Annotated in this window: 20 protein-coding genes; 5 read left to right on the top strand and 15 right to left on the bottom strand. The window is 61.9% G+C overall.

Translation table 11 applies throughout. The annotated features are described in order from the left end of the window. The first annotated feature begins 98 nt into the window (after positions 1 to 98). Positions 99 to 827 carry a papain-like cysteine protease family protein gene (locus B5F33_RS00390; RefSeq protein ID WP_204214310.1) on the top strand — a complete coding sequence of 243 codons (729 nt, stop codon included), beginning with the start codon at positions 99 to 101 and terminating at the stop codon, positions 825 to 827. Positions 828 to 984: 157 nt separating this feature from the next. Continuing rightward, positions 985 to 1,896 (top strand): C39 family peptidase, encoded by a 912-nt coding sequence (locus tag B5F33_RS10990; RefSeq protein WP_239284623.1) that lies wholly within the window; start codon positions 985 to 987, stop codon positions 1,894 to 1,896. A 377-nt stretch (positions 1,897 to 2,273) separates the two neighbouring features. Here B5F33_RS10990 and arcC read toward each other — a convergent pair whose 3' ends face one another. From arcC to B5F33_RS00310, 15 genes are all read right to left on the bottom strand, one after another. Then, on the bottom strand, positions 2,274 to 3,254 hold the full coding sequence (gene arcC, locus B5F33_RS00380; protein ID WP_087409821.1) for a carbamate kinase: 981 nt from the start codon (positions 3,252 to 3,254) through the stop codon (positions 2,274 to 2,276). Between the two features lie 462 nt (positions 3,255 to 3,716). Then, positions 3,717 to 7,253, bottom strand: a complete 3,537-nt coding sequence (nifJ, locus tag B5F33_RS00375) for a pyruvate:ferredoxin (flavodoxin) oxidoreductase (protein ID WP_087409820.1) — start codon at positions 7,251 to 7,253, stop codon at positions 3,717 to 3,719. A gap of 441 nt (positions 7,254 to 7,694) precedes the next feature. Next, positions 7,695 to 8,291 (bottom strand): recombination mediator RecR, encoded by a 597-nt coding sequence (gene recR, locus B5F33_RS00370; protein WP_087409819.1) that lies wholly within the window; start codon positions 8,289 to 8,291, stop codon positions 7,695 to 7,697. A 243-nt stretch (positions 8,292 to 8,534) separates the two neighbouring features. Beyond that, the gene (locus B5F33_RS00365) at positions 8,535 to 8,855 is read right to left on the bottom strand and encodes a YbaB/EbfC family nucleoid-associated protein (protein WP_087409818.1); all 321 of its coding nucleotides are present in this window, start codon (positions 8,853 to 8,855) and stop codon (positions 8,535 to 8,537) included. Positions 8,856 to 9,414: 559 nt separating this feature from the next. Next, entirely contained in the window at positions 9,415 to 10,212 is a 798-nt protein-coding gene (locus B5F33_RS00360) for a BtpA/SgcQ family protein (RefSeq protein ID WP_087409817.1), read from the bottom strand. Position 10,213: 1 nt separating this feature from the next. Continuing rightward, positions 10,214 to 11,218: a hypothetical protein gene (locus B5F33_RS00355; RefSeq protein ID WP_204214308.1), complete on the bottom strand. Its 1,005-nt coding sequence runs from the start codon at positions 11,216 to 11,218 to the stop codon at positions 10,214 to 10,216. Continuing rightward, the gene (locus B5F33_RS00350) at positions 11,215 to 11,982 is read right to left on the bottom strand and encodes an amidohydrolase family protein (RefSeq protein ID WP_087409815.1); all 768 of its coding nucleotides are present in this window, start codon (positions 11,980 to 11,982) and stop codon (positions 11,215 to 11,217) included. The genes B5F33_RS00355 and B5F33_RS00350 overlap by 4 nt, the downstream gene beginning before the upstream one ends. A 12-nt stretch (positions 11,983 to 11,994) precedes the next feature. Beyond that, a complete protein-coding gene (locus tag B5F33_RS00345; RefSeq protein WP_087409814.1) occupies positions 11,995 to 12,849 on the bottom strand; it encodes a PTS system mannose/fructose/sorbose family transporter subunit IID in 855 nt (284 codons plus the stop codon). Between the two features lie 18 nt (positions 12,850 to 12,867). Next, positions 12,868 to 13,614 (bottom strand): PTS sugar transporter subunit IIC, encoded by a 747-nt coding sequence (locus tag B5F33_RS00340; protein WP_087409813.1) that lies wholly within the window; start codon positions 13,612 to 13,614, stop codon positions 12,868 to 12,870. Positions 13,615 to 13,641: 27 nt separating this feature from the next. Continuing rightward, a complete protein-coding gene (locus tag B5F33_RS00335) occupies positions 13,642 to 14,130 on the bottom strand; it encodes a PTS sugar transporter subunit IIB (protein WP_087409812.1) in 489 nt (162 codons plus the stop codon). 141 nt (positions 14,131 to 14,271) lie between these two features. Beyond that, positions 14,272 to 14,667, bottom strand: a complete 396-nt coding sequence (locus tag B5F33_RS00330; protein WP_158095263.1) for a PTS sugar transporter subunit IIA — start codon at positions 14,665 to 14,667, stop codon at positions 14,272 to 14,274. Further along, positions 14,667 to 15,413, bottom strand: a complete 747-nt coding sequence (locus B5F33_RS00325; RefSeq protein WP_087409810.1) for an amidohydrolase family protein — start codon at positions 15,411 to 15,413, stop codon at positions 14,667 to 14,669. The genes B5F33_RS00330 and B5F33_RS00325 overlap by 1 nt, the downstream gene beginning before the upstream one ends. A gap of 515 nt (positions 15,414 to 15,928) precedes the next feature. Then, complete coding sequence (locus B5F33_RS00320; protein ID WP_204214306.1) at positions 15,929 to 16,666, bottom strand: GntR family transcriptional regulator; 738 nt, start codon at positions 16,664 to 16,666, stop codon at positions 15,929 to 15,931. A gap of 348 nt (positions 16,667 to 17,014) precedes the next feature. After that, positions 17,015 to 20,185 (bottom strand): DNA polymerase III subunit gamma/tau, encoded by a 3,171-nt coding sequence (dnaX, locus tag B5F33_RS00315; protein ID WP_087409809.1) that lies wholly within the window; start codon positions 20,183 to 20,185, stop codon positions 17,015 to 17,017. Positions 20,186 to 20,207: 22 nt separating this feature from the next. Continuing rightward, entirely contained in the window at positions 20,208 to 20,402 is a 195-nt protein-coding gene (locus tag B5F33_RS00310; protein WP_087409808.1) for a hypothetical protein, read from the bottom strand. Positions 20,403 to 20,550: 148 nt separating this feature from the next. On the opposite strand from B5F33_RS00310, the gene B5F33_RS00305 reads away from it, so the two are divergent. The 3 genes from B5F33_RS00305 (at position 20,551) to B5F33_RS00295 (ending at position 24,217) form a co-directional block, all read left to right on the top strand. Beyond that, positions 20,551 to 21,207, top strand: coding sequence for a hypothetical protein (locus B5F33_RS00305; protein WP_087409807.1), 657 nt, complete (start codon positions 20,551 to 20,553; stop codon positions 21,205 to 21,207). An 80-nt stretch (positions 21,208 to 21,287) separates the two neighbouring features. After that, on the top strand, positions 21,288 to 23,192 hold the full coding sequence (locus B5F33_RS00300) for a serine/threonine-protein kinase (protein ID WP_087409806.1): 1,905 nt from the start codon (positions 21,288 to 21,290) through the stop codon (positions 23,190 to 23,192). Continuing rightward, entirely contained in the window at positions 23,189 to 24,217 is a 1,029-nt protein-coding gene (locus B5F33_RS00295) for a DUF3662 and FHA domain-containing protein (protein ID WP_087409805.1), read from the top strand. Before B5F33_RS00300 ends, B5F33_RS00295 begins: the two co-directional genes overlap by 4 nt. Positions 24,218 to 24,220 lie beyond the last annotated feature (3 nt).

Here is a 24,220-nt window from a genome sequence, read left to right as displayed (position 1 = left end):
GGCCGCACGAACCGTCTGGACGGCGTCGCAACGCAGACGGACGAATGCCGGGTGGCGTTTCGGGCAACCGAAATGGGCGGGCGCGAACGCCTGGTGCCATGCGTGGACGCGGGCGCTCACGCAGCGGGTATGCTCCGCGCCGGCAGGCAGCCCCTCCCCTCTCGAAGCTCGGAATTGCCCTGCGAGCCATCGTATGCTGCCTGTTCATCGCCGTCATCGGCATTGCATGCACCGCCGTACCCGCGGGGATTGCACCCCAGGACGAGCAGAAGCTCTTTGACATGCCGCTGCTCGACGGCACGCAGCTCATGGTGTCCACGCCGCGCTCGCAGTGGAAGCAAGGCGAGCTGCCGTACCTGTTTCAAACCGATCCCCTGTGGTCCGAGAAGCCCTATGCCGGCGGCACGGTTCGCGCGAATGGCTGTGGGCCCACCTGCCTGACCATGGTCTACGTCTTTCTCACCGGCGACACGTCAATCGATCCCGCGCAGATGTGCGCCTTTGCCGACGCCGGCAACTATGCCCCCACCGGCTCCACCGAGTGGATCTTCATGACGCGCGGTGCGGCGAGCCTAGGCATCACGGGACGCTCCATCGGGGCCAGTGTCTCCGCCGTCTCTGCTGCCCTGGAAGCTGGGCAGCCCGTAATCTGCGCCGTAAGGCCGGGGGACTTCACCTCCATCGGCCACTACATTGTGCTCTACGGCATCGATGAGCGTGGTATGGTCGGCGTGCACGACCCCAACAGCAGCCTGCGAAGTGCGCAGGCCTGGCGACTCGATTGGGTGCTCGCACAGACAAATGCCGTGTGGACGTACACCGCCTAGATGACCCCATGTGGCGCGGGGATGCTGGCGTTGAGTCGCTGGGGACATGGCCGGCGCCGTGCGCGGCGCCCCTTTAAGTAAAGGCTCAGGCGCCATTTAAGTTTCCTTAATGGTTCCGTCTCTATGCTCAAAGCAGACGCTACCGAGAGGAACCTTCATGCAGCCACATGTGCCCACATCTCGCTACACACGCACACAGCCCTATCCCTATGCCGCAGGTCCTGCGCCCGCAGCCGCCTCTCCGCAGACAGCCGCGGCCTCGTATGGCACCTATGCAGCCACACGCACGCCTCGCTCGCCCTCGACGTCCGGCCGCCCCTCGCGTCCACAGACACGCGTCTATCAGCCGCCGCAGCGCTCCCCTTACCGAACCGCCGCCACGACCAGAACATCTCGACGAGGCCGACACTCCGCGCGACGGTGTCTGTTCGTCCTTGTTGCCGCCCTCATCGTTGCCGCCATCGCCTGCGCGCCCGGCATCTCGTCCATGTTCAGCAGCTTCGCAGGGCGCCTGTCCGGGCCTCTTGGAGGCGCAGCCTGGACGGGAGGCACGTCCTCGACCCCTTCGTATGCTTGGCGGCAGGGCGAGGTCCCCTACCTCTATCAGACCGATGAGCAATGGGCGAACGAACCCTATGCCGGCGGCACCGTGGCAGAAAACGGCTGCGGTCCCACCTGCCTTTCCATGGTGTATATCTACTTGACGGGAAAGAGCGACCTGGACCCTGCTGCCATGGCATCGTTTAGCGAGCGCAACGGATACGTAGCGAACAACATGACCGCCTGGACCCTGATGAGCGAAGGGGCATCGCAGCTGGGACTCTCCTCAGAGGAGCTTCCCGCAGACGCGGGGTGCGTTGTCGGAGAGTTGGAAGCGGGCCATCCCATCATCTGTAGCGTTCGGCCGGGAGACTTCACCACGACTGGTCATTTCATCGTTCTTGCCGGCGTGGCAGAAGACGGAAGTATCCAGGTCCACGACCCCAACAGCCCCGAACGCAGCGCCCAGCCCTGGGACGTGCAGCGCATCCTCGATCAGTGCAGCAACCTTTGGGCATTCTCCCGATAGCCGACCGACGTGGACGGGGCCTGCGACGCACGCTTCCATGGCGCATGGGCCCACAGCACACCAAACCGCGGCCAATCCGCTCCGTCTTCACTCGTCCCCGCCCATGTCGTGCACGTTCGTTTCGAAAAAGGGCGTCCGAACCTGGAATCTCCCAGTAGCCAAGGTTTCCCTTCAAAGAAATCGCAGGTCAAAGCTTCGCGATTTTCTGGCTACTCGGCGATTTCGAAAATGGACGCCCTTTTTCGAAACGAGTGGGGAATGCGAACGCAAATTAGATTCAGCTTCTGGGCGAAATCTGGTCAATAGCAGTCGCTGGACTAAAACTCGCCCGGCCGCAAGCCGTCCAAAGCATCCCTGCGGCCGGGCGCCATCCTCAGCTACGCGTAGATGCGCGTACCGGAGAGGCCGGCCATGGTCTCGGCGGCCTTGTCGAGCGAGCCGATGATGCACACGCGGTCCTTCTTGCTCTTGCTCCGAGCAAACTTAATGGCGGCGCGCACCTTGGGCTCCATGGATCCCTTGCCAAACTGACCCTCGTCAGCCAGACGCTCGGCCTCGTCTGCGGAAAGCTCGGTAAGATCCTGCTGGTCGGGCTTGCCAAAGTTGATGGCGACATGCTCGACCGCCGTAAGCAGGAACAGCACGTCGGCATCGCAGTTCTCGGCGAGCAGCTCGCCGGCCATATCCTTGTCGATGACCGCGGCAACGCCCTTGTACCGACCCTTGTTGGGCTTGTAGTCATATTCGCGCACCACGGGGATGCCGCCGCCACCGCACGCGATGACAATGAACTCGTTATCGAGCAGGTTGAGAATCGACGACGCTTCGACGATCTTCTTGGGCTCGGGAGACGCGACCACACGACGCCATCCGCGACCCGAGTCCTCGACGAAGGTCATCTCGGGATTCTCGGCCATGAGCTCTCGAGCCTGCTCCTCGGTATAGAACGGGCCGATGGGCTTCGTAGGATGCGCAAAGGCTGGATCGTCCGGATCGCACTCGACCTGGGTTACCACCGTGGCCACGTGCCAACTCTTATACCGCCGATGCATCTCGCGACCGATGCCCTGCTGCAGATGGTATCCGATGTATCCCTGGCTCATAGCGCCGCACTCGGGCAGGTCCATGGAGGGGATCTTGGAATCGGCCTCGTGCGCGGCGGCGAAGGCGTTCTGGATCATGCCCACCTGCGGGCCGTTGCCGTGGGTGATGATGATCTCGTTGCCCTGTTCGATGAGGCCGATCAACGCGTTGGCTGCGTTGTTCACGCGCTCAATCTGCTCGGCGGGGTTGTCTCCAAGGGCGTTTCCTCCCAACGCGACGACGATGCGGTCGGGCTTTCCAAAGGGCTTGGACATGGCTGTTCCTCTCGTTCGTGGGCTACCGTGCAGCTTTCACCGCGCGACATCTGCGCGATGCACGAGAGTATATTCTCTTTTTGTCCAGCTTTATTCATTTCTTAGAGGCACAACTGGATGAACGGTAGCTTACAGGCGGCGGGCGCAACGAAGCTATAAATCCAGTATTTTCGCACGTCATCGTACTAAAGTGTCAGGGTGTCGCATACAATGCACACGCTTTGTCACCCCGCTGCATGGAGTTATCGGTTCACGTATTTTTATGCATATTCAGGGGTTTGATTATTCAATGGGACGCATGCCGCGCTCTGCCCCAACGTATCTGCGCGAACCGCAGTCCCGTCAAAGCCGTCCGGCTGCATAGCCACCGCACAGGAGCCCCCTACAAAACAACGGGACCCCCGAATTGCTTCGAGGATCCCGTCGGACACTATCAGATGTCTAGCCTAGCGGCTTGTCGCCTTAGACCTCGGCGTAGAGGTCCTTAAGCTTGACCAGGTGCGCATAGCGATCCATAGCGGCCTTCTCGTTCTCAGCGAAGAGCTTCTCGGCGCGCTCCGGGAAGGAACGGGTCAGCGAAGCGTAGCGGGCCTCGTTCATCAGGAACTCCTGATAACCGCCCTTCGGCTCCTTGGAGTCGAGGGAGAACTTCTTGCCCACCTCGGCAGCCGGGTTGAAGCGGAAGAGGTTCCAGTAGCCGCAGTCCACAGCCTTCTTCATCTCGGCCTGGCAGTTCTGCATGCCGCCCTTCTTGATGGAGTGCATCTCGCAGGGAGCGTAGCCGATGATGATGGACGGGCCGTCGTAGGCCTCGGCCTCCTGGATGGCCTTGAGAGTCTGAGCGGGGTTGGCGCCCATGGCGACCTGCGCCACGTACACGTAGCCGTAGCTCATAGCGATCTCGGCGAGGGACTTCTTCTTGGTGGTCTTACCAGCAGCGTCGAACTGAGCGACCTGGCCGAGGTTCGAAGCCTTGGAAGCCTGGCCACCGGTGTTGGAGTAGACCTCGGTGTCGAAGACGAAGACGTTGACGTCGTGACCGGAGGCAAGGACGTGATCCAGGCCGCCGAAGCCGATGTCGTACGCCCAGCCGTCGCCGCCCATGATCCAGAAGGACTTCTTGGTGAGGTACGCCTTGTCGGCGAGGATGGACTTGGCAGCGTCGCAGCCGCAAGCCTCGAGGGCCTCGACGTAGGCGGCAGCGGTGGTCTTGCTGGCCTCAGCGTCCTTGCGGGCGTCGAGCCAGGCCTGACCGGTGGTCTTCACGCCCTCGGGGGTGCCGTCGGCAGCGATGAGGGCCTCGGTCTCGGCAACGAGCTTGTCCTGGACGGCCTCATAGCCAAGAGCCATGCCCAGGCCGTGCTCGGCGTTGTCCTCGAACAGGCTGTTGTTCCACGCCGGGCCGTGGCCGTCCTTGTTCACCGTGTAGGGCGAACGGGCCGCGGGGTTGCCCCAAATGGAGGAGCAGCCGGTGGCGTTGGAGATGAACATACGGTCACCGCAGACCTGCGTGACGAGACGCGCATACGCGGTCTCGGCGCAGCCGGCGCAGGAACCAGAGAACTCAAGCAGCGGCTGCTTGAACTGGCTGCCCTTGACGTTGGCGGCCTCGAGAACCGGCTTGGGAGCGACGTTCTCGACGCAGTAATCGAAGGTCTCCTGCTCGGCGAGCTCCTGCTCCTGCGGCACCATGGTGAGGGCGCCCTTCGGGCAGACCTTCGCGCAGTTGGTGCAGCCCATGCAGTCGAGCGGGCTGATGGCCATGGTGAACTTCAGGCCGGTGTCCTTCGGCATCTTGATGTCGAGGGTGCGCATACCCTCCGGCGCGTTGGCGATCTCCTCTTCGGTGAGGCCGAACGGACGGATGGTCGCATGCGGGCAGACATAGGAGCACTGGTTGCACTGGATGCACTTGTCGGCGTCCCAATGCGGCACCATGACGGCGACGCCGCGCTTCTCGTAGGCGGAAGCGCCCTGCTCGAACTGGCCGTCGGCGTGATCCATGAACGCAGACACGGGGAGCTCGTCGCCCTCCATGCGGTTGATGGGCTCCATGATGTTCTTGACCTGCTTGACGAGCTCGGGACGACCCTTGAGCTCGGCGGCGGGAGCGTCATCGGCGCAGTCGGCCCACTCAGCCGGGACCTCATGCTTCACGAAGGCGGTAGCGCCGGCGTCGATGGCCTTCCAGTTGGCCTCGACGACGTCCTGGCCCTTCTTGGCGTAGGACTTCTCGGCAGCGTCCTTCATGTACTTGATGGCGTCCTCCTGCGGCAGCACGCCGGCAAGCGTGAAGAACGCGGACTGGAGGATGGTGTTGGTGCGCTTGCCCATGCCAACCTGCACCGCCAGGTCGATGGCGTTGATGGTGTAGAGCTGGATGTTGTTCTTGGCGATGTAGCGCTTCTCAGCTGCGGAGAGGTGCTGCGACAGCTCGTCGAAGTCCCACTGGCAGTTGATCATGAGGGTGCCACCAGGCTTGACGCCCTGGGCGATCTTGAAGTGCTTCGTGATGTAGCTCGGGTTGTGGCACGCCACGAAGTCGGCCTTGGTGATGTAGTACGGGCTCTTGATCGGGGAGTCGCCGAAGCGCAGGTGCGAGATGGTCACGCCGCCCGTCTTCTTGGAGTCGTACTGGAAGTAGGCCTGGACGTACTTGTCGGTGTGGTCGCCGATGATCTTGATCGAGTTCTTGTTGGCGCCCACGGTACCGTCGCCGCCGAGACCCCAGAACTTGCACTCGATGGTGCCGGCAGCAGCCGTGTTCGGCGCATCCGGATCCATGGGAAGGGAGAGGTTGGTGACGTCGTCCACGATGCCGATGGTGAACTCGCGAGCAGGCTCATCCTTCTTGAGCTCCTCGTACACGGAGAAGGCAGCCGCGGGCGGCTCGTCCTTCGAACCGAGACCGTAACGGCCACCGACGACGGTGATGCCGGTCTTGCCAGCCTCATAGAGGGCGGTGACGACATCCTCGTACAGCGGCTCGCCGATGGAGCCCGGCTCCTTGGTGCGGTCGAGAACGGCGATCTTCTTCACGGTCTCGGGGAGCGCCGCGATGAAGTGCTCGATGGACCACGGACGATACAGACGGACCTTGACCAGGCCGACCTTCTCGCCATGAGCGTTGAGGTAGTCGATGACCTCCTCGAGGGTGTCGCAGAAGGAGCCCATGCACACCACGACGTTCTCGGCGTCATCGGCGCCGTAGTAGTCGAACAGGTGATAGTTGGTGCCGAGCTTCTCGTTGACCTGGTTCATGTAGTCCTCGACAACGGCGGGCAGCGCGTTGTAGGCGGAGTTGCAGGCCTCACGGTGCTGGAAGAAGACGTCGCCGTCCTCGTGAGTACCGCGGTTGTGCGGATGCTCGGGGTTGAGGGCGTGATCGCGGAACGCCTGGACGGCGTCCATGTCGACCATGTCGGCAAGATCGTCGTAGTCCCAGATGGCGACCTTCTGGATCTCGTGCGAGGTACGGAAGCCGTCGAAGAAGTTGAGGAACGGCACCTTGCCCTTGATGGCGGAGAGGTGCGCGACGGCAGCGAGGTCCATGACCTCCTGGACGTTGGTCTCGGCGAGCATGGCGAAACCGGTCTGGCGGCAGGCCATGACGTCGGAGTGATCACCGAAGATGTTGAGCGCGTGGGAGGCAACCGTACGGGCCGAGACGTGGAAGACGCCCGGCAGGCCCTCGCCCGCGATCTTGTACATGTTCGGGATCATGAGCAGAAGACCCTGCGACGCCGTGTAGGTGGTGGTCAGCGCGCCCGCGCATAGCGAGCCGTGGACGGTGCCCGCGGCGCCAGCCTCGGACTCCATCTCGATGACGTTCACCTTGGTGCCGAAGATGTTCTTCTTGCCCTGAGCTGCCCACTGGTCGACATGGTCGGCCATAGGGCTGGACGGCGTGATGGGGTAAATACCCGCAACCTCGGTGAACGCATACGATACGTATGCGGCGGCCTCGTTGCCGTCCATGGACTTGAACTTACGCGCCATATACCCTCTCCTCTCGTGTAGGTATACAGTTCCCGAAGGCGCCATGCCTCCGGGCGATCTACGGCGCTTGTGGCGTTTTCCGCATCCCTGCTGAGCCGGTCGGGCGATGTCGTCGGCCTGCCCGGGTCCGTCCGCGCGCCTCCGTGCGGCGGCTGGACGCCCCTTTGCAGCAGTGGCCAGAAAACCCACATGCGATGTAATTGTAGCGCGTTTGTGAGAGCGTTATGCGTGAATCTGCATGACCCAACCTCCTGATTTTGCGGCAGCGGACATCGTCCTGATAGCGCGGCCGCTGGCACAAAAGTTACCCTAGGGCAATATTGAAGGTGATGTGCGAGGAGGAAGGGCGGAGGCGTGCTGCGGAGCGCTGGGGCTGCCGCGAACAAAAAGGGAGGACGCCTTGCGGCGCCGACCGATGAGTGAGCAGCAAGGCGGGGTGCCTCAGAGCGCGCGGCGGGCTTCGATGGCGCGGCCGAGGGTGAGCTCATCCGCATACTCAAGATCGCCGCCGACGGGCAGACCGCTCGCCAGACGCGTCACTGTGACGCCGAGCGGCTTGATGGTACGGGCAAGGTAGCTCGCCGTGGTCTCCCCTTCGATATTGGGGTTCGTAGCGATGATGACCTCTTGGATCTCTTCGGACCCCAAGCGCGCCAGCAGCTCGCGAATGTGGAGTTGCTCGGGCCCGATCTTGTCCATCGGAGAAATGACGCCGCCCAGCACATGGTAAAGACCGCGATATGAGCCGGTGCGCTCGATGGCGGATACATCGCGCGGCTCGGACACCACGCAAATCCTCGTGCGATCGCGCGTGGAATCCTGGCAGATGGGGCACTCGTCGGCCGTTGCGTAGTTGAAGCACCTGTGGCAGAAGTGCACATGTTCCTTGACGTCGATGATGGCGTCGGCCAGACGGCGCGCCTGCTCGGCGTCCGCCTCAAGCAAATAGTAGGCGATACGCTGGGCGGACTTGGGACCGATTCCCGGCAAGCGCCCCAGCTCGTCGAGCAAACGCTGCAGGTTCTGGTTGCTCGCCATAAACGCCTCCTTCTGCAACCCGCGCCACAACAGATGTGCGGCGCGGGATTATCTCACATGTATATATAGATGAACGGACGCCGGACGCCTCGACGCGATGCCTGAGGCGCACCGCACAGGATGCCGATTCTGTTGAGCCTTTGTGCGAACAGCGCGCGGTCATCACGCAGCCTTTTCCCAACACGGCGCGGCGCATCCCTAGCCTGGCATCTTCGGTGCCCCGAAGACAACCCAGTTGATAGCCTAGAACGGCATACCCGGAATATTGAGGCCGCCGGTGATGGCACCCATCTGCTTGTTCGCCACATCGTTGATGCCGCGGATGGCCTCGTTCACGGCAGCCATAATCATATCCTCGAGCATCTCGACATCCTCGGGGTCAATGGCCTCGGGGTCGATCTTCAGCGCGGTGATCTGCATGTCGCCGCGGGCGGTGACCTTCACCATGCCGCCACCGGCAGACGCATCGACCGTGGTCTCGGCGAGGCTCTCCTGCGCGGCTGCGAGCTGCTCCTGCATCTTGCGGGCCTGCTTCATCATCTGCTGCATGTTCATACCGGCCATGGTTGATATCCCTTTCGTATGGCGACGCATGGGCGCCGCAGCGTAAACGTTCGCATTGCTCTCGGCACTTGCCGTCGCAAGCATGACACATCATACCCGATGCCGTGATTCGCACACCCCGCAGAAACCGAGGGCTCCGAGATACGGCCGCCAGCATACATGGCCGATGCGAGTTGCGTACCGCCCACGCGAGTTACGTGCGGTCGATGCAAATTGCGTGCGGTCGACGAAAAATACGTGCTCGATTCGGCCGAATCTACTCCTTTATAAGGCGAGAAATGGCCGGATCGGGCACGCAACTTCAAAAGGTGGCACGCAACTCGAGCGGGATGTACGCAACGTGGGACGAGGGTACGCAACTCCGCCAGAACGCCTTGACCCTCCCCCGCAGAGCACACACAACGCAAGTCATATGCACTCAGTACATACGGGGACATGGCGAAACAGACAACGGGCGGCTCGCCTGTGCAAGACCGCCCGCCATCTGGGGAAAGCTTATGTCGGACGCAGCGCCACGCGTCTGCCTCCACGCAACGCCACGCCAGTACATACCGAAGTTCTAGCCCTTTGCCTGCTCCAGGAAAATCCGAGCACGCTCTGGATCGATGGGATTCTTCATGTCGCCATTCTTGATCCACGTGGCAACCGATACCCCGTCGTAATACTGCATGAGCTCGCGCACGTTATCGCCCGTCGCGCCGCCACCCAAAAAGATGGGAGTGTCCGGCACGCGCCGACGCGCCTCTTGCACCATCTCAATGCTCTCGGCAGGCGACTTACCCGACATGAACAAACCATCGGCGAATGCCTCATGCACGCACTCCCATGCAGCATCCCCCACTGGTTTCGGGCACAGCGGGACGCCATGAACCTCAAAGACGTCTGCAAACACAGGCACCGTGGAACCCGTACGCTTGCGCAACTGGGCAATCTCGACGCATTGCGCCTCCAGGATGCCCGCACTTGTAACGTTTGCACCGGTGAACAGATGCTCGACGCGCACAAAATCGGCACCCACGGCATCGGCGACCGACAGCCCAGCGACGCCATCCCAGTTCATAAGAATGCCCATTACGAGCTCGGGGAACCGTGAGCGAATCTCATAGGCAATGCGCGTCATGTACGCAATGGCCTCGGGGTTGGCAATCTGTTTTATAGGCATGTCGTTCATGTTCTGAACGATGACGCCGTCGAAGCCGTTATCAGCCACCATCTCGGTTTCACGCAGCGCGCGATCGACGATTTCGGAAATCTTCATGTCGCGATGACGATAGCTGCCCGGCAAAGGCTCGGGCTGAATCATCGAGAAAATGAGCTTCTCGGAGCGGGACAAAACCCGCGGCACGCTAGCAGCCATATCAGGCAGCTCCCTTCTCATCGCATGAACCCATGCCTTCATGCAGATATGCGCTGTACTCCATCGCCGGCGCATACATCTGCGTTGCAGGAATGACTCCTCGCTCGGTCACGAAGGCACGAATCTGTTCGGCAGGGACACCGATAAGCTCGGGAACCGTGAAGTTCACGCCCTCGGACGAAATGTCGTCTCCCCAGCCTGCGCTCAGCTTGGGCGCGAGATCGTCGTATACCAATCGCTTGCCACCGCCGTACACAGGACGCACGTCGAGTTTGATAAGCGGCGTGAGGAAGTAGAGCGGGACGTCCAAATGCGCGCAAAGCACGCCCACAATATCGGACCCAGTCGTATTGAAACCGGTACCATCTGGATAGAAGGTCTCAGCCCCCATAAATGCGGCGTCGCACCCCTTGAGGAAGCACATCATCGCCGCCTCGGGAATAAACGTCACCGCATGACCGCTCTCCTGGCATGCCCGCACAAAAGGCTTTCCCCCGTCGATAATACGGCTCTCCGGAATGATGACTTCGCGTGGTCCATCCGCGGCGATTCCACGTAGGAACTTTTCAACAGTGCTCGAATAGTCGTACACAAAGATTCGCTTCATAGGACGAGCGAGCTCCACCGCATAGCCAACGCAGGTCGAAATCGCCTCAGCCGCCTGAGTCGCATAGGCATCCTTGGCCTCAACGATGCGCGTCGCCGCCTCATCGGGTGCGAGGTCACGACAAGCGTCAATGCCTCGAATCATAATGAGAATAGCGTTGCTGACCGCTTGACTCGCCTCGCCACGTGTCTCAATGAAAAACTGCGCGACCGACTTCACGTCGGCGACGATATCGGCTGCAGAACGACCTGCCCCAGCCCCTACGCGCGCGACAGCTTCAATCATCTCTCCGATGAGCGAGATGTGCTTGCTTGCGCCCAGGATGCTCTGGTCGACAATGCCGTCGAACGCTGGCCTCACGCTTTCGGGCAACAGGGCCCGAACATCCTCCGCTCTCATGCACATACCTCCTTTTGGGCACAAGCGGCAGCCTCTCGGGCTTGTTGCACCAAAACGGCGCCGTTATCTTCGAACGTCCTGCGACGAAATGCCTCGTCGACGCCAACTGTTTCGAATACGTCGAGCGAGCATTTCGTCAGGCGCTCGGGCCACATAGAACCGAAAACCAGCCGGCGCTCCGGCGCCACATTTACGGCCTTACGCAGGATCTGCATCTCATACTGGTTGGACGTCTCGAGGTAGAGATTGTCGACCTCATTCGCAAGGTCGATGCAACCGTATCCATAGTCGAAGCAACCCATGTGCAGAAACACAAAGGGAATGTTGGGATGCCGACGAACATGGCCCATCCATTGCTGGGGCATAGAACGTGAACCGATGCCGCAGAATACCTTTACGGGCACGCCGTGACGCTCGGCGACCTCAAGCACTTCCTCCACACCAGAACAAGTATCGGGATAGTAGCCGTCCTCAAGCGAGTTGAGCTCAAGCATGCCCATACCAGGAAGCGACAGGGCCTGTTCGGCGGCACGAGCCGCGTCACGGCGCTTGGCGTTCACCACCGCGCAGCCCAGCAACACGTCGGGATAACGCGACACAAATTCAGAAACATACGCGTTGCCTTCGTCGTAATCCCAGCCGTTAAGAGCCGAGACCACACGGAATCCAATGCCATTGCGCTCCATGTCCTGCAGCAGCGCCGTCTCCTCGGCAGCCTGATCGGAGGGGTTGCAGCGAATGTGGGCGTGAATATCAATAATCATCTGCACCCGCTCCTAGCCCAGAATGCCCAGATACACGCCGGCGATGCCAATGACCATGGTGATGAGGATGAGCTTCACGGCAGAAATCTTCTTCTTGGTGATGAGCACATACATGAGCAGGGTGTAGAGAACGCCCAACAAACCCGGAACCAACCCGTCGAGCGTCTGCTGGATGTTCAGAACAGAATCTCCGCTGCCGATCTCGATGGGAATGTTGATAATCACGAGGCCGGGGATGAAGCCGCCCACGATGGTGTAAGCAGCAATAGCGGCAAGGTCGGAAATCTTATCAATTAGGCCGCTCGACTGGATCTTAGCAACGAGCTTGACACCCTGCTTATAGCCCTGGAACACACCAAAATAGCGCACGCCAAGGGAAACGATGCTCATGCCAATTACAAAGAACAGAACGCCAAACCAACCAAGACCAGCCTGGATAAAAGAGATTGCGAGACCGGCAAGGATCGGACGCGCCGTACCGTTGAGCAGTGAGTCGCCGATGCCGGCAAGCGGACCCATAAGGGCGGTCTTCACTGCATTGATGGAATCGGGATCGATGTCGCGCTCTGTTGCATAGCGCTCTTCCATGGCCGCCGCCACACCAACAGGAATGGCAGACGTGATGTCGTTGGTCAGGAAGTACTCCATATGACGCTCGTAAGCTTCACGCTTATCGTCGGGGTCGTCATAATACTTCTCGATAACCGGCATCATTGCCTGCGTAAAGCCGGCGTTCTGCTGGCGCTCGTAGTTGTTGGCGCAACGGATGGTGAGCTGGTTACGGAATACCCGCCACAGCTCCTTATTGGTAAGCTTCGGGGTCTCTTCGGACTGGACCTCGGTGGCAGTGGAAACCTGGTCAGACATATCTATCGACTCCCCTCTCTAGCGTTTGTCGTCGGCAAGCACGAAGTAGTAGTACATGGCGACACCCACCACGGCCACGAGGGCGATGCCCACCATGTTCATGCCGAAGTAGGAAGCGAAAATGAAGCCCAGCAGGAAGAAGGGCCAGAACTTACGCGCCTTGATGGACGAAAGCAGCAGCGCGAAGCCGACGGCACCAATCATGTTGCCGCCCACAGAAAGGCCGGTGATAATCTGGTCGGGAATGGCATCGATAATGCCCTGGACGTAATCGGCTCCCAGATAGATAGCAAGGAACGTGGGCAAGCCATAGAGCACGGCGTTGAAGGCCATCGGCAAAATGGTGTTATTGAGCACGATTCCACGCGAGTCTATCTTCTCGACAGCCGCTTCGACACGGTGCATGAAAAACACGTTGATGATGGAATTCTGGAACGTCGTGGCCATCTGACCGATAACCGAAACGGCAAGTGCCGTCGCCACGGCGGTCTCGGTTCCGCCGCCACCCAAGATGGCAATTCCGGTAGCGATAGCCGTCGAGATGGTAGGGTCGGGAGGATTTGCCGTACCCACGAAGATGACCGCAAGGAACATCATCTCCACCTGGACACCCACCGTAAATCCGGTGGCAACGTCACCCATGATGAGGCCTACAACCGGACCGACCACAATAGGCCGGAAGATGTGGGTCTGGGCCATATGGGAGTCAATAAAGGCGATGGTCACGAAAACCGCAACGAGCAGCGCCTGGAGAAACAAACTCATGTCACACCTCCATGTGGTGAGCAAAAACTACGCAAGACCGTTCTTCTTCAGAAGATCCATGACGTCCTGGCTACGTTCGTTGGGAACAGCGCGAACCTCGGCGGAGACGCCTTCCGCATAGATGTCCTTGAAGGTTTCAACGTCTTCGGGGAACACCCAGAAGTTGCCAAGAATCTTTGTCTTGCCTTTCTTCATGTTCATATTGCCGACATTAATGGTGTGATCTTTGAGGCCCGCACGCACAAGCTCCAACGCCTGCTGGGGACCGCGGACGAGCAGCAGAGCACGACCCTGAGCGTCGGGATCAGCGAGAAGCGCCTTGGCCTCCTCGACCGTAAGGACCTGCAGCTTCACCGTATTTGGCGTGGCCATCTGAAGCAGCGTGCGCTGAAACTCGTCGCCCGCCGCCTTGTCATCCGCCACCACAACGGTATCGGCGTCAGCGTTGGCAATCCACGCAGTCACGACCTGACCGTGAATCAAGCGGTCATCGATTCGAAAGACTCCTACCTGCATGTCATCCATCCTTTCCTGGGAACAACAATCTCCGGCGTCGCGTTTCGACACCGACCTAAGGCGCCCTCGCACCCCTGCATTGACGAGGTCCGCCTTATCTACGACGGCAACACGTAGCCGCCGCGTATCCCCTGCGTACGACTAGATCTCGCTGAGGCCAATACTTTCGGCCGTTTTACCTACCAAATCGCTCACGAGCTCCTGAAGCGAAAGCTCCTGCGGGGCAGAAAGCACAAGCGCCTCGATAACAACAGGCAAATTCATGCCGTAGATGACGGAAACGTTCTCGTTTTTGAAAGAGAACTTGGAGACCACATTGAACGGCGTTCCGCCCTTGAGATCGCAGAACACAAGCCACTGGTTCTCTGCCGAAGTCTCCCCCAGCACCTGGGCGTAGCGCTCTTCGAGCTCTTCGGCACCCATTTCCTCAGCGAAGGTAACCACCTCAAGGTGCTCCTGCTCGCCAATAAGCATCTTCACCGACTGCACCATGCCTTCAGCCATGGTGCCGTGGGATGTGAGCAGAATCTTAATCATCAGCCCTCCATTCTCCATAGGTATTCGGCGTTGCGATGAAAGATGAACTCGAGCTTGTCGCCCGGAATTCCCAGCTCAAAAAACTTCTCCACCTCGATATTCACCGGCTTGTAGGGCCAGTCTGTGCCAAAGCACACGCGCCGCTCCCCAAGCACATCGATAGCGCGGAGCAGTACGTCGACATCCATTTGACCCGAGGTTTCGACCCATACATTGGGCAGATCGCGCACGGCTTCAATCGTTGACTGGCCAAACTCGTAATATCCGATATGCGTAAACAGGAAATCGATCTTAGGAAACCGCTTCGCCCAAACGGCCCAGGTATATGGCGTCGAGAAAGGCGCAGTTCCTACGTGCATCTGCACATGCACGCCATAGGGCTCAATGGCCTCAAAAATCTCCTGAAGCGCCGGCGTGTTGTCCGGGTAATAACCGTGCTTCCAAGAATGGAATTTCACACCGTCCATCTTGCGTTCGCCCAAACAGCGATGAATCTCATCAATAGCGTCTGGCGCCTTTGGATTGATGAAGGCATAGCTTTTAATCTGGTCAGGATGAGCCTGCTTGGCTCGAAACACCAAGTCGTTTTGCGCGGTCATTGAAATGCCCGAGAGGCTGCTGATACCTACCTTGCTGATGCCGTACGCCTCAAGGTCGGCAAGCATCTCCTCAGGCGTGTTCTCCTCTCCCGAGCTGGTCTTTCCCAGATGAGAGTGGATGTCGTATATGACGTAGTCTTTGCCCATGCTCCCTCCTTTTCATTATTTCGTTATTACGTTATAACCTTAATATGTTGAAAACAGATTTCCGTCAAGATACGACTTCGTTGCAGTTTCGTGACCGGTTGAAAAACTCAGGTAAACGGCATCAAACGCAAACGAACAGGAACACCCCTTCGAAGCCCGTGCAAAACCCAGGGCACTCCGAACAAAGAGCACCAAACGAAATAGAAAGCTGAAATGTGAAGGAACTGTCGAAGGACGTATCAAGTAAAAGGGTTCCTAGGCGCAGGCTGGACAACCGGAAGAGGGACTCCGGCCACAGGTAAAACACGGCAGCCACACCAAACAGGAACAGTCCCCTCGAACATGGTCCCCACCAACACCGATCCCAAAAAGAGCAGTTGTGACCTACGCGGAAGCTACAGATTCATGGAACATCTCACATAATGCGCGGCACGTACGAAGCATATCGCCTTGCAATGCCGCGCATTATTTGCAGAAACCTCTGCGAACACACAGAGGAAACACCCTGTTCGCAATCAATCAAGCACGAGTTCAACCTTATAGCGGTAATACTCGGGGTTATAGAACATTTCGACATACTCGAACGGCTCGCCCGAAGCGGTTCGTGTCAAACGCTCTTTGTAAAACACCGAGGCGCCGTGGGGCATATCCAGCTCATCCATCACGTCGTTATCAGGCTCGCGCACCTCGAGCACCTCGGATGCCGACCCCGGAACAATTCCGCGCAACTTAAGCAGCTCGTAAAGCGATGCGTCGGCGGTAAATTCGTCAGCCGATAAGTCAAGGCCTCCAAGACGACGAATATAGGCGCGATGGAATCCCACGATCACATTGGTACGAAAGCGCTTGCGTTCGATGAGGTAAACGGTTTCGCCAGCATCAAGCTGAAGAAGGTGTGCGATGTGGTCGGCAGGCATTACCTCAGAAAAGCCAACGAGCTCTGCACTCGGACGGTCCCCATAGAGCTGGGCATCATCGGTAAAACTGGTGAGCTTGGCGATATCGTAGTCGTGCTTTGTACCCGAGACAATCGTCCCTCGCTTACCACGATGTTTCTCAACCAAACCATCCTGTGCGAGCATTTCAACAGCACGGCGGACGGTAATTCGGCTCACGTCATAGATTTTCTCAAGCTGCGGCTCAGGAGGCAGTTTATCTCCGGGAGCAAGCGCTCCCGACTGAATACGCTTGAGCAAGTCAAGATACATCTGGTAGTGCAGGGGAACTTTGATTGTTCGATCGATCAGGGCCATGACTTCGTCCTATGATGAATTGTCTAAAACATTATAACCTTACGGCAATTCATCATAATCTAGCACGTTTGCGAAAGAATGAGTAACACCTGCCAGAGGACGTCTCAAAATATCGAGTAGCACAGCGCTGATTGAATTGAAGCAAGCTGCGTGCCGCCCACGCGAGTTGCGTGCGGTCGACGAAAAATGCGTGCTCGATTCTGCCGGATCTACTCCTTAATAAGGCGAGGAATGGCCGAATCGGGCACGCAACTTCAAAAGGCGGCACGCAACTCGAGCGGGGCGCACGCAACGTGGGACGAGGGTGCGCACCTCACCTCTAGCAATCAAACAGAGTCGTAAACGAACTTACTCGGGGAAGTCCGCGGGACCTTTGAGGACGACCCCGGCGCCGAAGACGCTGTTGAGCAGCTCTTTGGTCTCCTCCATGGTCTGAGGAACCGTGTCGTCAATCGAAACGTTCGCGAACGGCGAGGACGTCGCGAAGGGCACGCCGCCGGCAGACGCTGCGGAGGCATTCCCCGCGCTCGACGCGGAGCCAACGTCGGCAGAAACAACATCGCTATCGCCTGCAGCAGGAGCAGCGCCACCCGCAGCCGCAGCCTGAGCGGACGCCTCCGGCGAGACCTTCTCGGCAGCGGTCGAGATGTTCTTGGCAGCCGCCATGTCAGTCAAGGCCGATGCCACTGGCGACACCTCCGACGGCGCAGCCGCGACAGGGCGTTCAACGCCTGCAAGTTCGCTGGACGTCGAAGACGCGACCTGGGAAGCGTCAGCGGGGGCCGGAGTCGTCCCAAACGTAGAACCTCCCGGAGCCACGCCCTGCGTCGACGAAGCCGAGGTACTCGGCAGGTCGGGCATATCGAACGGAGGCAAATCCTCCTCTTCGTAGCCCGCAATCATGGCGTCGTCGTACGGAACCTGGTCTTCCTCCCACGCGCGGCGGTCGGCATCGACATCCCGCCCGTCGGCAATGATGGTGGGGCCGCTCGTCTGGTCGGCCGCCGCATCTGTCTCCTGAGGAGCAGGCGTTTCTTGCGCGCTCTCCCAGGGGGCCGCGGCATGCGGAGCAGCGGCATGCGGCGCCGATGCGGCAGGCGTCGAGACAGTCGATGCCGCCTGCCCCTGCGGCGCGCCCGCAGGGGCAGGGCTAGATACCACAGGCGAAGCAGCGGAGACCCCAGGCTCGGGCGCAGCGGCATGCACGGGCTCGGGCATCGCGGCAGGCGCCACCTGTGGAGCGGGCACAGCCTTGGGGCGAGGAGCCGCAGCCGACGCCGATGTGCCGCCATGCGGCGAGGGTGCGCTAGGCGCGGGGCCGGAAGCGGAAGTCGAAGCGCTCGTCGCGTCGGCACGGGAAGGCGTCGTGGCGCGGGCTGCCGTTGCCTTCGACCCTCCCCCATCCATCACATATTCGACAGAGCGCCGTCCGAACACCGCCGACACAATGGGCAGCACGACCTCCTGCGTATCGGCACGGCCGAGCATCTTGATTGCAAACGTCGACCCAGCCGGGAAGGCAACGGTCAACACGTCTCCATCGTCCGAACGCGCGCGCGAACTCTGTAGCAGGGCTCCGCGCGATGCCTGGGCCGCGGTGACACGGCTCACGACCTCGGCCCACTTGCGCTGCAGCTCGCCCGCATCGGTAACCGCGGGCGTCGCAGCCGCCCCTGCAGCTGCCACCTTGGCGGCAGAGGGCGTCGACACTGGAGTCGAAGGCACCGGGGCCGGAGACGCCGCACGACGCGAACCAGCGCCCCCCTCATCAGAGCGAGCGGCAGAAGCAGAACGCGCCGGCGCAGCCTCGACTCGGTCGGCAGCCGAAGCGCCCGAAGCTGCCGCAGAACCGGCCTCAGCAGCATGAGAGCCAGAAACCCCCTCGGCAGACGCGCTCGTGCTATGCGACACCTCCGCAACGGAATGATCTGCAGGAAGCTCAACAGGACGCCCGCCATGACCAGCGGAACGCTCGGCCGTGCGGTCATGCCCGGCGCTCACGCCGGCAGCAGCCCCCTGCCCGGCCGCAACCTTCGAAGCCTCCTCCGGCACCGGCGCAGCCTGCTGCGGCGCATTGACACGCCCCTGTTGAGACGCCCCGCCCGGGCGCGTCCCCTGCCACGGAGCTGCCGACGCGGCAGCTCCGCCAGGCTTCTTCACCATGTCCGGAGCCACAGAGCCGCCCCGATTGGCCGCGGCCTGCGGCGCCGCATGCTGAGCAACCGGTCGCTGCGCCATCGATGCAGACGTCGCTGCCGTGCCAGACGTCGCCGCCGCGGCAGACGCCCTGGTAGCGCCCATAAGCTCGGCCGCGCCCGCCGCATCGAGCGGTGCCGCCGGCACGCCAGACGCAATACGCGCCTCCAAGCGGTCCAGACGCTCGGCCAGCGCCTCAAGCGTCAGGTCAGACTCGGGCCGGGCCAGTCGGGTGCAGGCGATCTCCAACACCAAACGGGTGTCGGCGGCCGTACGCATCTCGAGCGCCGCGTCATCCAACACGGTAAGCATCCGCGCCAGACGGTCGCCGGTCTCGAAAAGACCCGCCTCCTCCACGAGCCCCGCGGCTTCCTCCGGCGAGCAGTCCAGCACCTCGGGCACCGGCCCCACCATGCGCGCGGTATACACGTCGCGCACATGTGCCACCAAATCGCGCGTGAGCTCTAGCAGGTCGTTTCCCTCGTCGACCTGATTGCGTACAAGAGAGAAAAGCGTGGGCACGTCGCGAGCGGCGATGGCGCGACAGAACTCGGCAAGCACCGACGAGGCGACCTCACCCAAAAGCGAGCGGGCATCCGCCACACGCACGGCGCCGTTGCCAAAGACCGACAGCTGCTCCAGCGTGGAGAGCGCGTCGCGCATGCCGCCGCGTGCGTGCTTGGCCACGATCTCGAGCGCCTCGGGCTCGACGTCGAATCCCTCCTGCTCGCAGATATAAGACAGCCTCCCTACGATGTCCTCGTTAGAGATGCGATGGAAGTCGAAGCGCTGGCAGCGCGACAGGATGGTCTCGGGAATCTTCTGCGGGTCGGTCGTGCACAGCACGAACACCACGTGCGCAGGCGGCTCCTCGAGGGTCTTGAGCAGCGCGTTGAACGCCGCCGTCGTGAGCATGTGGACCTCGTCGATGATGTAGATCTTGTACGCGCCGCGCACCGGGGCGAAGTTCACCGACCCGATGATCTCTTCGCGCACGTTGTCGACACCGGTGCGCGACGCCGCGTCCAGCTCATAGACGTCCGGATGCGTGCCCTCGGCGATCTGCTGGCACTCGGGGCAGGTCCCGTCGGGCATGCAACCCGACGCACCGCCCTCGCGCGCCGCCGCGGCACGCTCGCACAGAAGCGCCTTGGCAAGAATGCGCGCCATGGTGGTCTTGCCGGTTCCGCGCGGACCGCAGAACAGGTATGCGTGCGACAGGCGCCCCTCGGTCACCGCATGCTCCAGCGTGGAGACGATATGCTGCTGGCCTACAACGCTCTCGAAGGTCAGCGGGCGATAGGTTCTATAGAGCGACTCCATGGAGAGGCCCTCCTTCACAGACTTACAGGCCGCGCTCGGCAAGCCGGCGGTCGATGTCTTTCAGGGTGATGCGCGTGGCGAAGAGCTGCCGATAGGTAGCGGACTTCACCTTGTTCTGGGCGCGCAGGTCGTCCATGCGATCGGTGACCTGCGCCAGCTCGGCTCGTATGTCTGCAGCAAACGCATCGTAGGCAGCGAGCCGCTCGGTCTCGGTCATGTACCCCTCCTCGCCGCATCCGGCGCGCCGCACGCGCTCGGCTATACTGTGCTTCACCGTCACCCCCGGCGAACCGGGGACACGACATCTATGATACCTTCTGCTCCCCTCGGTCATATCACGGCGCGGGGACACGAGAGGAGACCACATGGACGAGCTCCATGATGCGGCGGTCGACACACAGGCCGAGGCGGCAGGCGACCCGACAGGCGAAACCCCTGCGCCCGCAGACTCCGCGGAATCGCACCTTGCAGGCACGGCCTCGGCCGCGGCAGCCGATGACGGCATCCTCTTTCTCAACGAATACCTCTACGAGAATCATCTGCTAACGAATTTCGCGCGCATGCAGACCTCGGGCGGAAGGCGAACCCTTCTGCTGGTGGTAGGCATCGCCTGCATCGCGGGCGGCATCGCTTGGCTTGTCATGGACACCCGGCTGGGCTGGCTGGGCATCATCGTCGCCGCCATGGGCGCCTACCTGCTATGGCATCGCGCCCACATGCGCCACAGCTACGCCCGCCACTACATCGACGCCATGGAGAAGGACCCAACGAGCTTCGGCGACCGCTACCGTCGCGTCGCCGTCTCGGACGAGGGCCTCATGGTGTTCGCGCGCGACGGGCGGTCGCGCTACTACCGGTTTCGCGATCTGAGCCGGGTGCAGCAGGACGACCTCATGCACGTGCTGCAGTTTGGCCTCGACGGCGTCTGCGTGCCGCGCGACTCCTTCGTGCGTGGCACCGATGCGGAGTTCGAGCGCTTCCTCGCCGCGCTTCCGCAGGGGCGCCACCACAGACGCGGGTAAACACCAAGGGCGTCGCCGCAGACATGGTAAAATGGCGCCCACGCTACAACTTCGCACCCTAATCACACCACGAGGTAGCCATGTCGCTGTTCTCGACCCATACCGGCCGGACCGGACGCGTTCGGCGCGACGACTCGCACGCCGAGTCACCCGCGGGCCCCACCCGCGTCATGGCGCGCCACGAGCCGGCGCCGCCTGCCGGCGCGGCCGCGACCTCGCTGCTCAAGCGGTACCGCCCCCTGGAGACCCGCGCAACCGGCGGCTTCGGAAGCGTCGAGATCTGCCTGGACTCCCGCCTGCAGCGTCGCGTCGCCATCAAGCGCATCCCCCTCTCGTCCCCTTACAACACCACGCCCGAGGACGTCCGCGCGCAGGCGCTCGCCGAGGCGCGCACGGCGAGCATGCTGCAGCACCCCAACATCGTTTCGGTGATCGACTTCACCTACGACGACGCCTATGCCTACCTCGTCATGGAATACATCGACGGCATGTCGCTCGAGGAGTTCCTCGCAGGCGTCGACGGGAACTCGCTCACCTACGACGAATGCGCCTGCATCGCCGACGCCCTCACGCAGGCGCTCGCCTTCGCACACGAGAACCGCGTGCTGCATCTGGACATCAAGCCGGGAAACGTCCTCATTGACCGCAGCGGCCATGTAAAGCTCACCGACTTCGGCATGGCGACGCTCGCGAGCGCGGCCGGCTTCGGCGGGGCACGCGGCGGCACCATCGGCTACATGCCGCCCGAGCAGCTGACGGGCGACCTGGTAGACGAGCGCACGGACATCTTTGCGCTGGGATGCGTGCTCTACGAGTCGCTCTGCGCCACCGCACCCTTCCGCGCCGCCACGCCGGCCGATTCGCTGAAAAACATCGCCCGAGGCGTGATCCGTCCGAGCGACCTGCTCCCCGACATCCCCGAAACCGCAGAGGACGCCCTGCTGGGAGCGCTTGCCGCCGATCCTGCCGAGCGCCTTGGCGACGTCCAGGACTTTGCCGACCAGTTCCTGGACGGCCTGGGCGACGCGCGCGAGGGTCGCCGCAGCCTGGCCCGCATCATCGCCCGGCTCACCTCCGACGGGCTGCCCGAGGACGACGACGAGCTGACGGCGACAGGCAAGGTATGGGAGCTGGATCCCGCCGAGGGCTGGCTGGGAAGTCGCACGCCCCGGGCCCGGGACATCGCCTGCGGACTTCTCGCAGGCGTATCGGTCTTTGTCGCAAGCCTGGGCATGCTCGCACAGCTGGGCGTCGCCGCAGGCCCCGCGCTCCTGCTTGCCGCCGCGGCCATAGGCCTGGCGGCGGGCATCGCCCCGCAGATCGGATCGGCGCTGGTCGCCTGTTGCTTCGTCATGCTCGTCGCGAGCTCCACCGAGCTTCTGTCCGCCCTTCCCGTCCTCATACTGTTTTGCTCCTGCTTCGCGGGCTGGTGGTACACCTGGGGCCGCACCGCGCCTGCCGCGTCGGCCGTACTTGCCGCCATCGTTGCGGCGGGCATAACAACGGGAGACGCCCTCGTACTTGCAGGGCCCATCGCCGCCGTCGCCTCCTACCTGCTGCCGCCTGTTCCCGCAGCCGCGTCGGTTGCGGCGGGGACCCTCTTCGCCCGCCTGTGCGCCGCCGCTCTTGCCGCAGGCGGCGCGCTTGGGGCCGACCAAGCGGTCGCGGCCCTCGCAGATCCCTGGCTCTGGGTGGGAGCCGTATCGCTTTCGGCCGCCTCCGCGGCATCGAGCCTCCTGCTGGCGCGCCTGTGGCACAACGTACAGGAATCCCGCGGCAAAGGTCTTATCGCCGCGCCGTGCGCGCTCTTCGCAATTGTGGTTGTTTTGCTGCTCTGGCTTGCAAACCCTATGGAAAATGGCGGTGTCGACCCCACCGGACCCCTCGCGGCCCTGGGGTCGGCAGCCCTATCCTCTATAATCCTCGATATATGTGTCTCGTTACTCGGATACCGTAAAGACCTATCGGAAGGTGATCGTCTGTGAACTTCCTGAATATCTTCGAGAACCACGTCGCGGGCATTTTCGGCGCCGCGCGGGCACCGTTCTCGTTCAAGAAGCTCGCCAAGCAGGCGGCCCGCGAGATGGAAGATCAGACGCTCGTGGTGAACGGCGTGAACACCGCGCCGGCGCTCTATACCGTGCTCATCGCCAACGAGGATGACCCCCTCATGGCTCCCTACTATCCCGAACTCACGCGTGAGCTCGGCGAGTTCGTGAAGGCGCAGGCCCAGCGCAAGCGCTACAACTTCGTGGGCGACCCGCTCGTCCGCTTTATGATCGACCCATCCCTGCGAGCCGGAAAGTTCTCGGTGTTCGCGGAGAACGTGGATGCCCCCACCCTCGCACGCCTCTATGAGGAGGAGCGCGCCTACCAGAGCGGCATTTCGCAGAACGTCCAGGCCCAGACGGTCAATCGCCAGCCTGAGCCCGAGCCCGCCCCGCTTCGCCCCACCCCGCGTCCCGCGTCGCGTCGCGGACACGCATCGGCCATGGGCGCCCGCGTTCCCGAAGTGGCCATCGCCGACGGCGGCCTTGCCGCAGGTGCGGCCGGGTCTCCGGTCGCCGACCCCTTCGCTCCCAACATCGCCGAGCCCGTGGTGAGCGTGCCCAAGACCGTGAGCCGCGAGGCCCTCGCCGGCATGGGCGGGGCCGCCGCGACGGGAGCCGCCCTGGGTGCCGCCGCCAGCATCGCCTCCAACATGGCAAACCCCCGCGCGACGAGCCAGCCCGTGGCGCAGCTTGTCGACGTGGTGACCGGCGACGTCTTCGAGATCCGCGGACCCCAGTGCGTCATCGGTCGTGAGCGCGCGTCGTCGGACGTAGCACTCAAGGACCCCAACGTATCGCGCCGCCACGCCCAGGTCATCTGCGCCGGGGGCGCCTGGTCCATCGAGGACCTCAACTCCACCAACGGAACGCTCGTCAACAACCGCCGCGTCACGCGCTGCCCGCTGCGCGACGGCGACCTGCTTACCTTTGGCCTTAGCACGTTCGAGTTTAGGGGCTGAATC

This window comes from Collinsella sp. An2 (assembly GCF_002160065.1).
Taxonomy (GTDB): domain Bacteria; phylum Actinomycetota; class Coriobacteriia; order Coriobacteriales; family Coriobacteriaceae; genus Limicola.
Note: the sequence above shows the minus strand (reverse complement) of the source record. Positions and strands in the feature narration are given on the sequence as shown.

Coding starts and splice junctions, on each gene's coding strand:
- B5F33_RS00390 (WP_204214310.1), top strand. CDS start 99: ATGCGTGGACGCGGGCGCTCACGCAGCGGGTATGCTCCGCGCCGGCAG.
- nifJ (WP_087409820.1), bottom strand. CDS start 7,253: ATGGCGCGTAAGTTCAAGTCCATGGACGGCAACGAGGCCGCCGCATAC.
- B5F33_RS00350 (WP_087409815.1), bottom strand. CDS start 11,982: ATGATTATTGATATTCACGCCCACATTCGCTGCAACCCCTCCGATCAG.
- B5F33_RS00340 (WP_087409813.1), bottom strand. CDS start 13,614: ATGAGTTTGTTTCTCCAGGCGCTGCTCGTTGCGGTTTTCGTGACCATC.
- B5F33_RS00355 (WP_204214308.1), bottom strand. CDS start 11,218: ATGAGAGCGGAGGATGTTCGGGCCCTGTTGCCCGAAAGCGTGAGGCCA.
- B5F33_RS00345 (WP_087409814.1), bottom strand. CDS start 12,849: ATGTCTGACCAGGTTTCCACTGCCACCGAGGTCCAGTCCGAAGAGACC.
- B5F33_RS00335 (WP_087409812.1), bottom strand. CDS start 14,130: ATGCAGGTAGGAGTCTTTCGAATCGATGACCGCTTGATTCACGGTCAG.
- dnaX (WP_087409809.1), bottom strand. CDS start 20,185: ATGGAGTCGCTCTATAGAACCTATCGCCCGCTGACCTTCGAGAGCGTT.
- arcC (WP_087409821.1), bottom strand. CDS start 3,254: ATGTCCAAGCCCTTTGGAAAGCCCGACCGCATCGTCGTCGCGTTGGGA.
- B5F33_RS10990 (WP_239284623.1), top strand. CDS start 985: ATGCAGCCACATGTGCCCACATCTCGCTACACACGCACACAGCCCTAT.
- B5F33_RS00305 (WP_087409807.1), top strand. CDS start 20,551: ATGGACGAGCTCCATGATGCGGCGGTCGACACACAGGCCGAGGCGGCA.
- B5F33_RS00325 (WP_087409810.1), bottom strand. CDS start 15,413: ATGGGCAAAGACTACGTCATATACGACATCCACTCTCATCTGGGAAAG.
- B5F33_RS00320 (WP_204214306.1), bottom strand. CDS start 16,666: ATGGCCCTGATCGATCGAACAATCAAAGTTCCCCTGCACTACCAGATG.
- B5F33_RS00300 (WP_087409806.1), top strand. CDS start 21,288: ATGTCGCTGTTCTCGACCCATACCGGCCGGACCGGACGCGTTCGGCGC.
- B5F33_RS00365 (WP_087409818.1), bottom strand. CDS start 8,855: ATGGCCGGTATGAACATGCAGCAGATGATGAAGCAGGCCCGCAAGATG.
- recR (WP_087409819.1), bottom strand. CDS start 8,291: ATGGCGAGCAACCAGAACCTGCAGCGTTTGCTCGACGAGCTGGGGCGC.
- B5F33_RS00310 (WP_087409808.1), bottom strand. CDS start 20,402: ATGACCGAGACCGAGCGGCTCGCTGCCTACGATGCGTTTGCTGCAGAC.
- B5F33_RS00330 (WP_158095263.1), bottom strand. CDS start 14,667: ATGATTAAGATTCTGCTCACATCCCACGGCACCATGGCTGAAGGCATG.
- B5F33_RS00360 (WP_087409817.1), bottom strand. CDS start 10,212: ATGGCTGCTAGCGTGCCGCGGGTTTTGTCCCGCTCCGAGAAGCTCATT.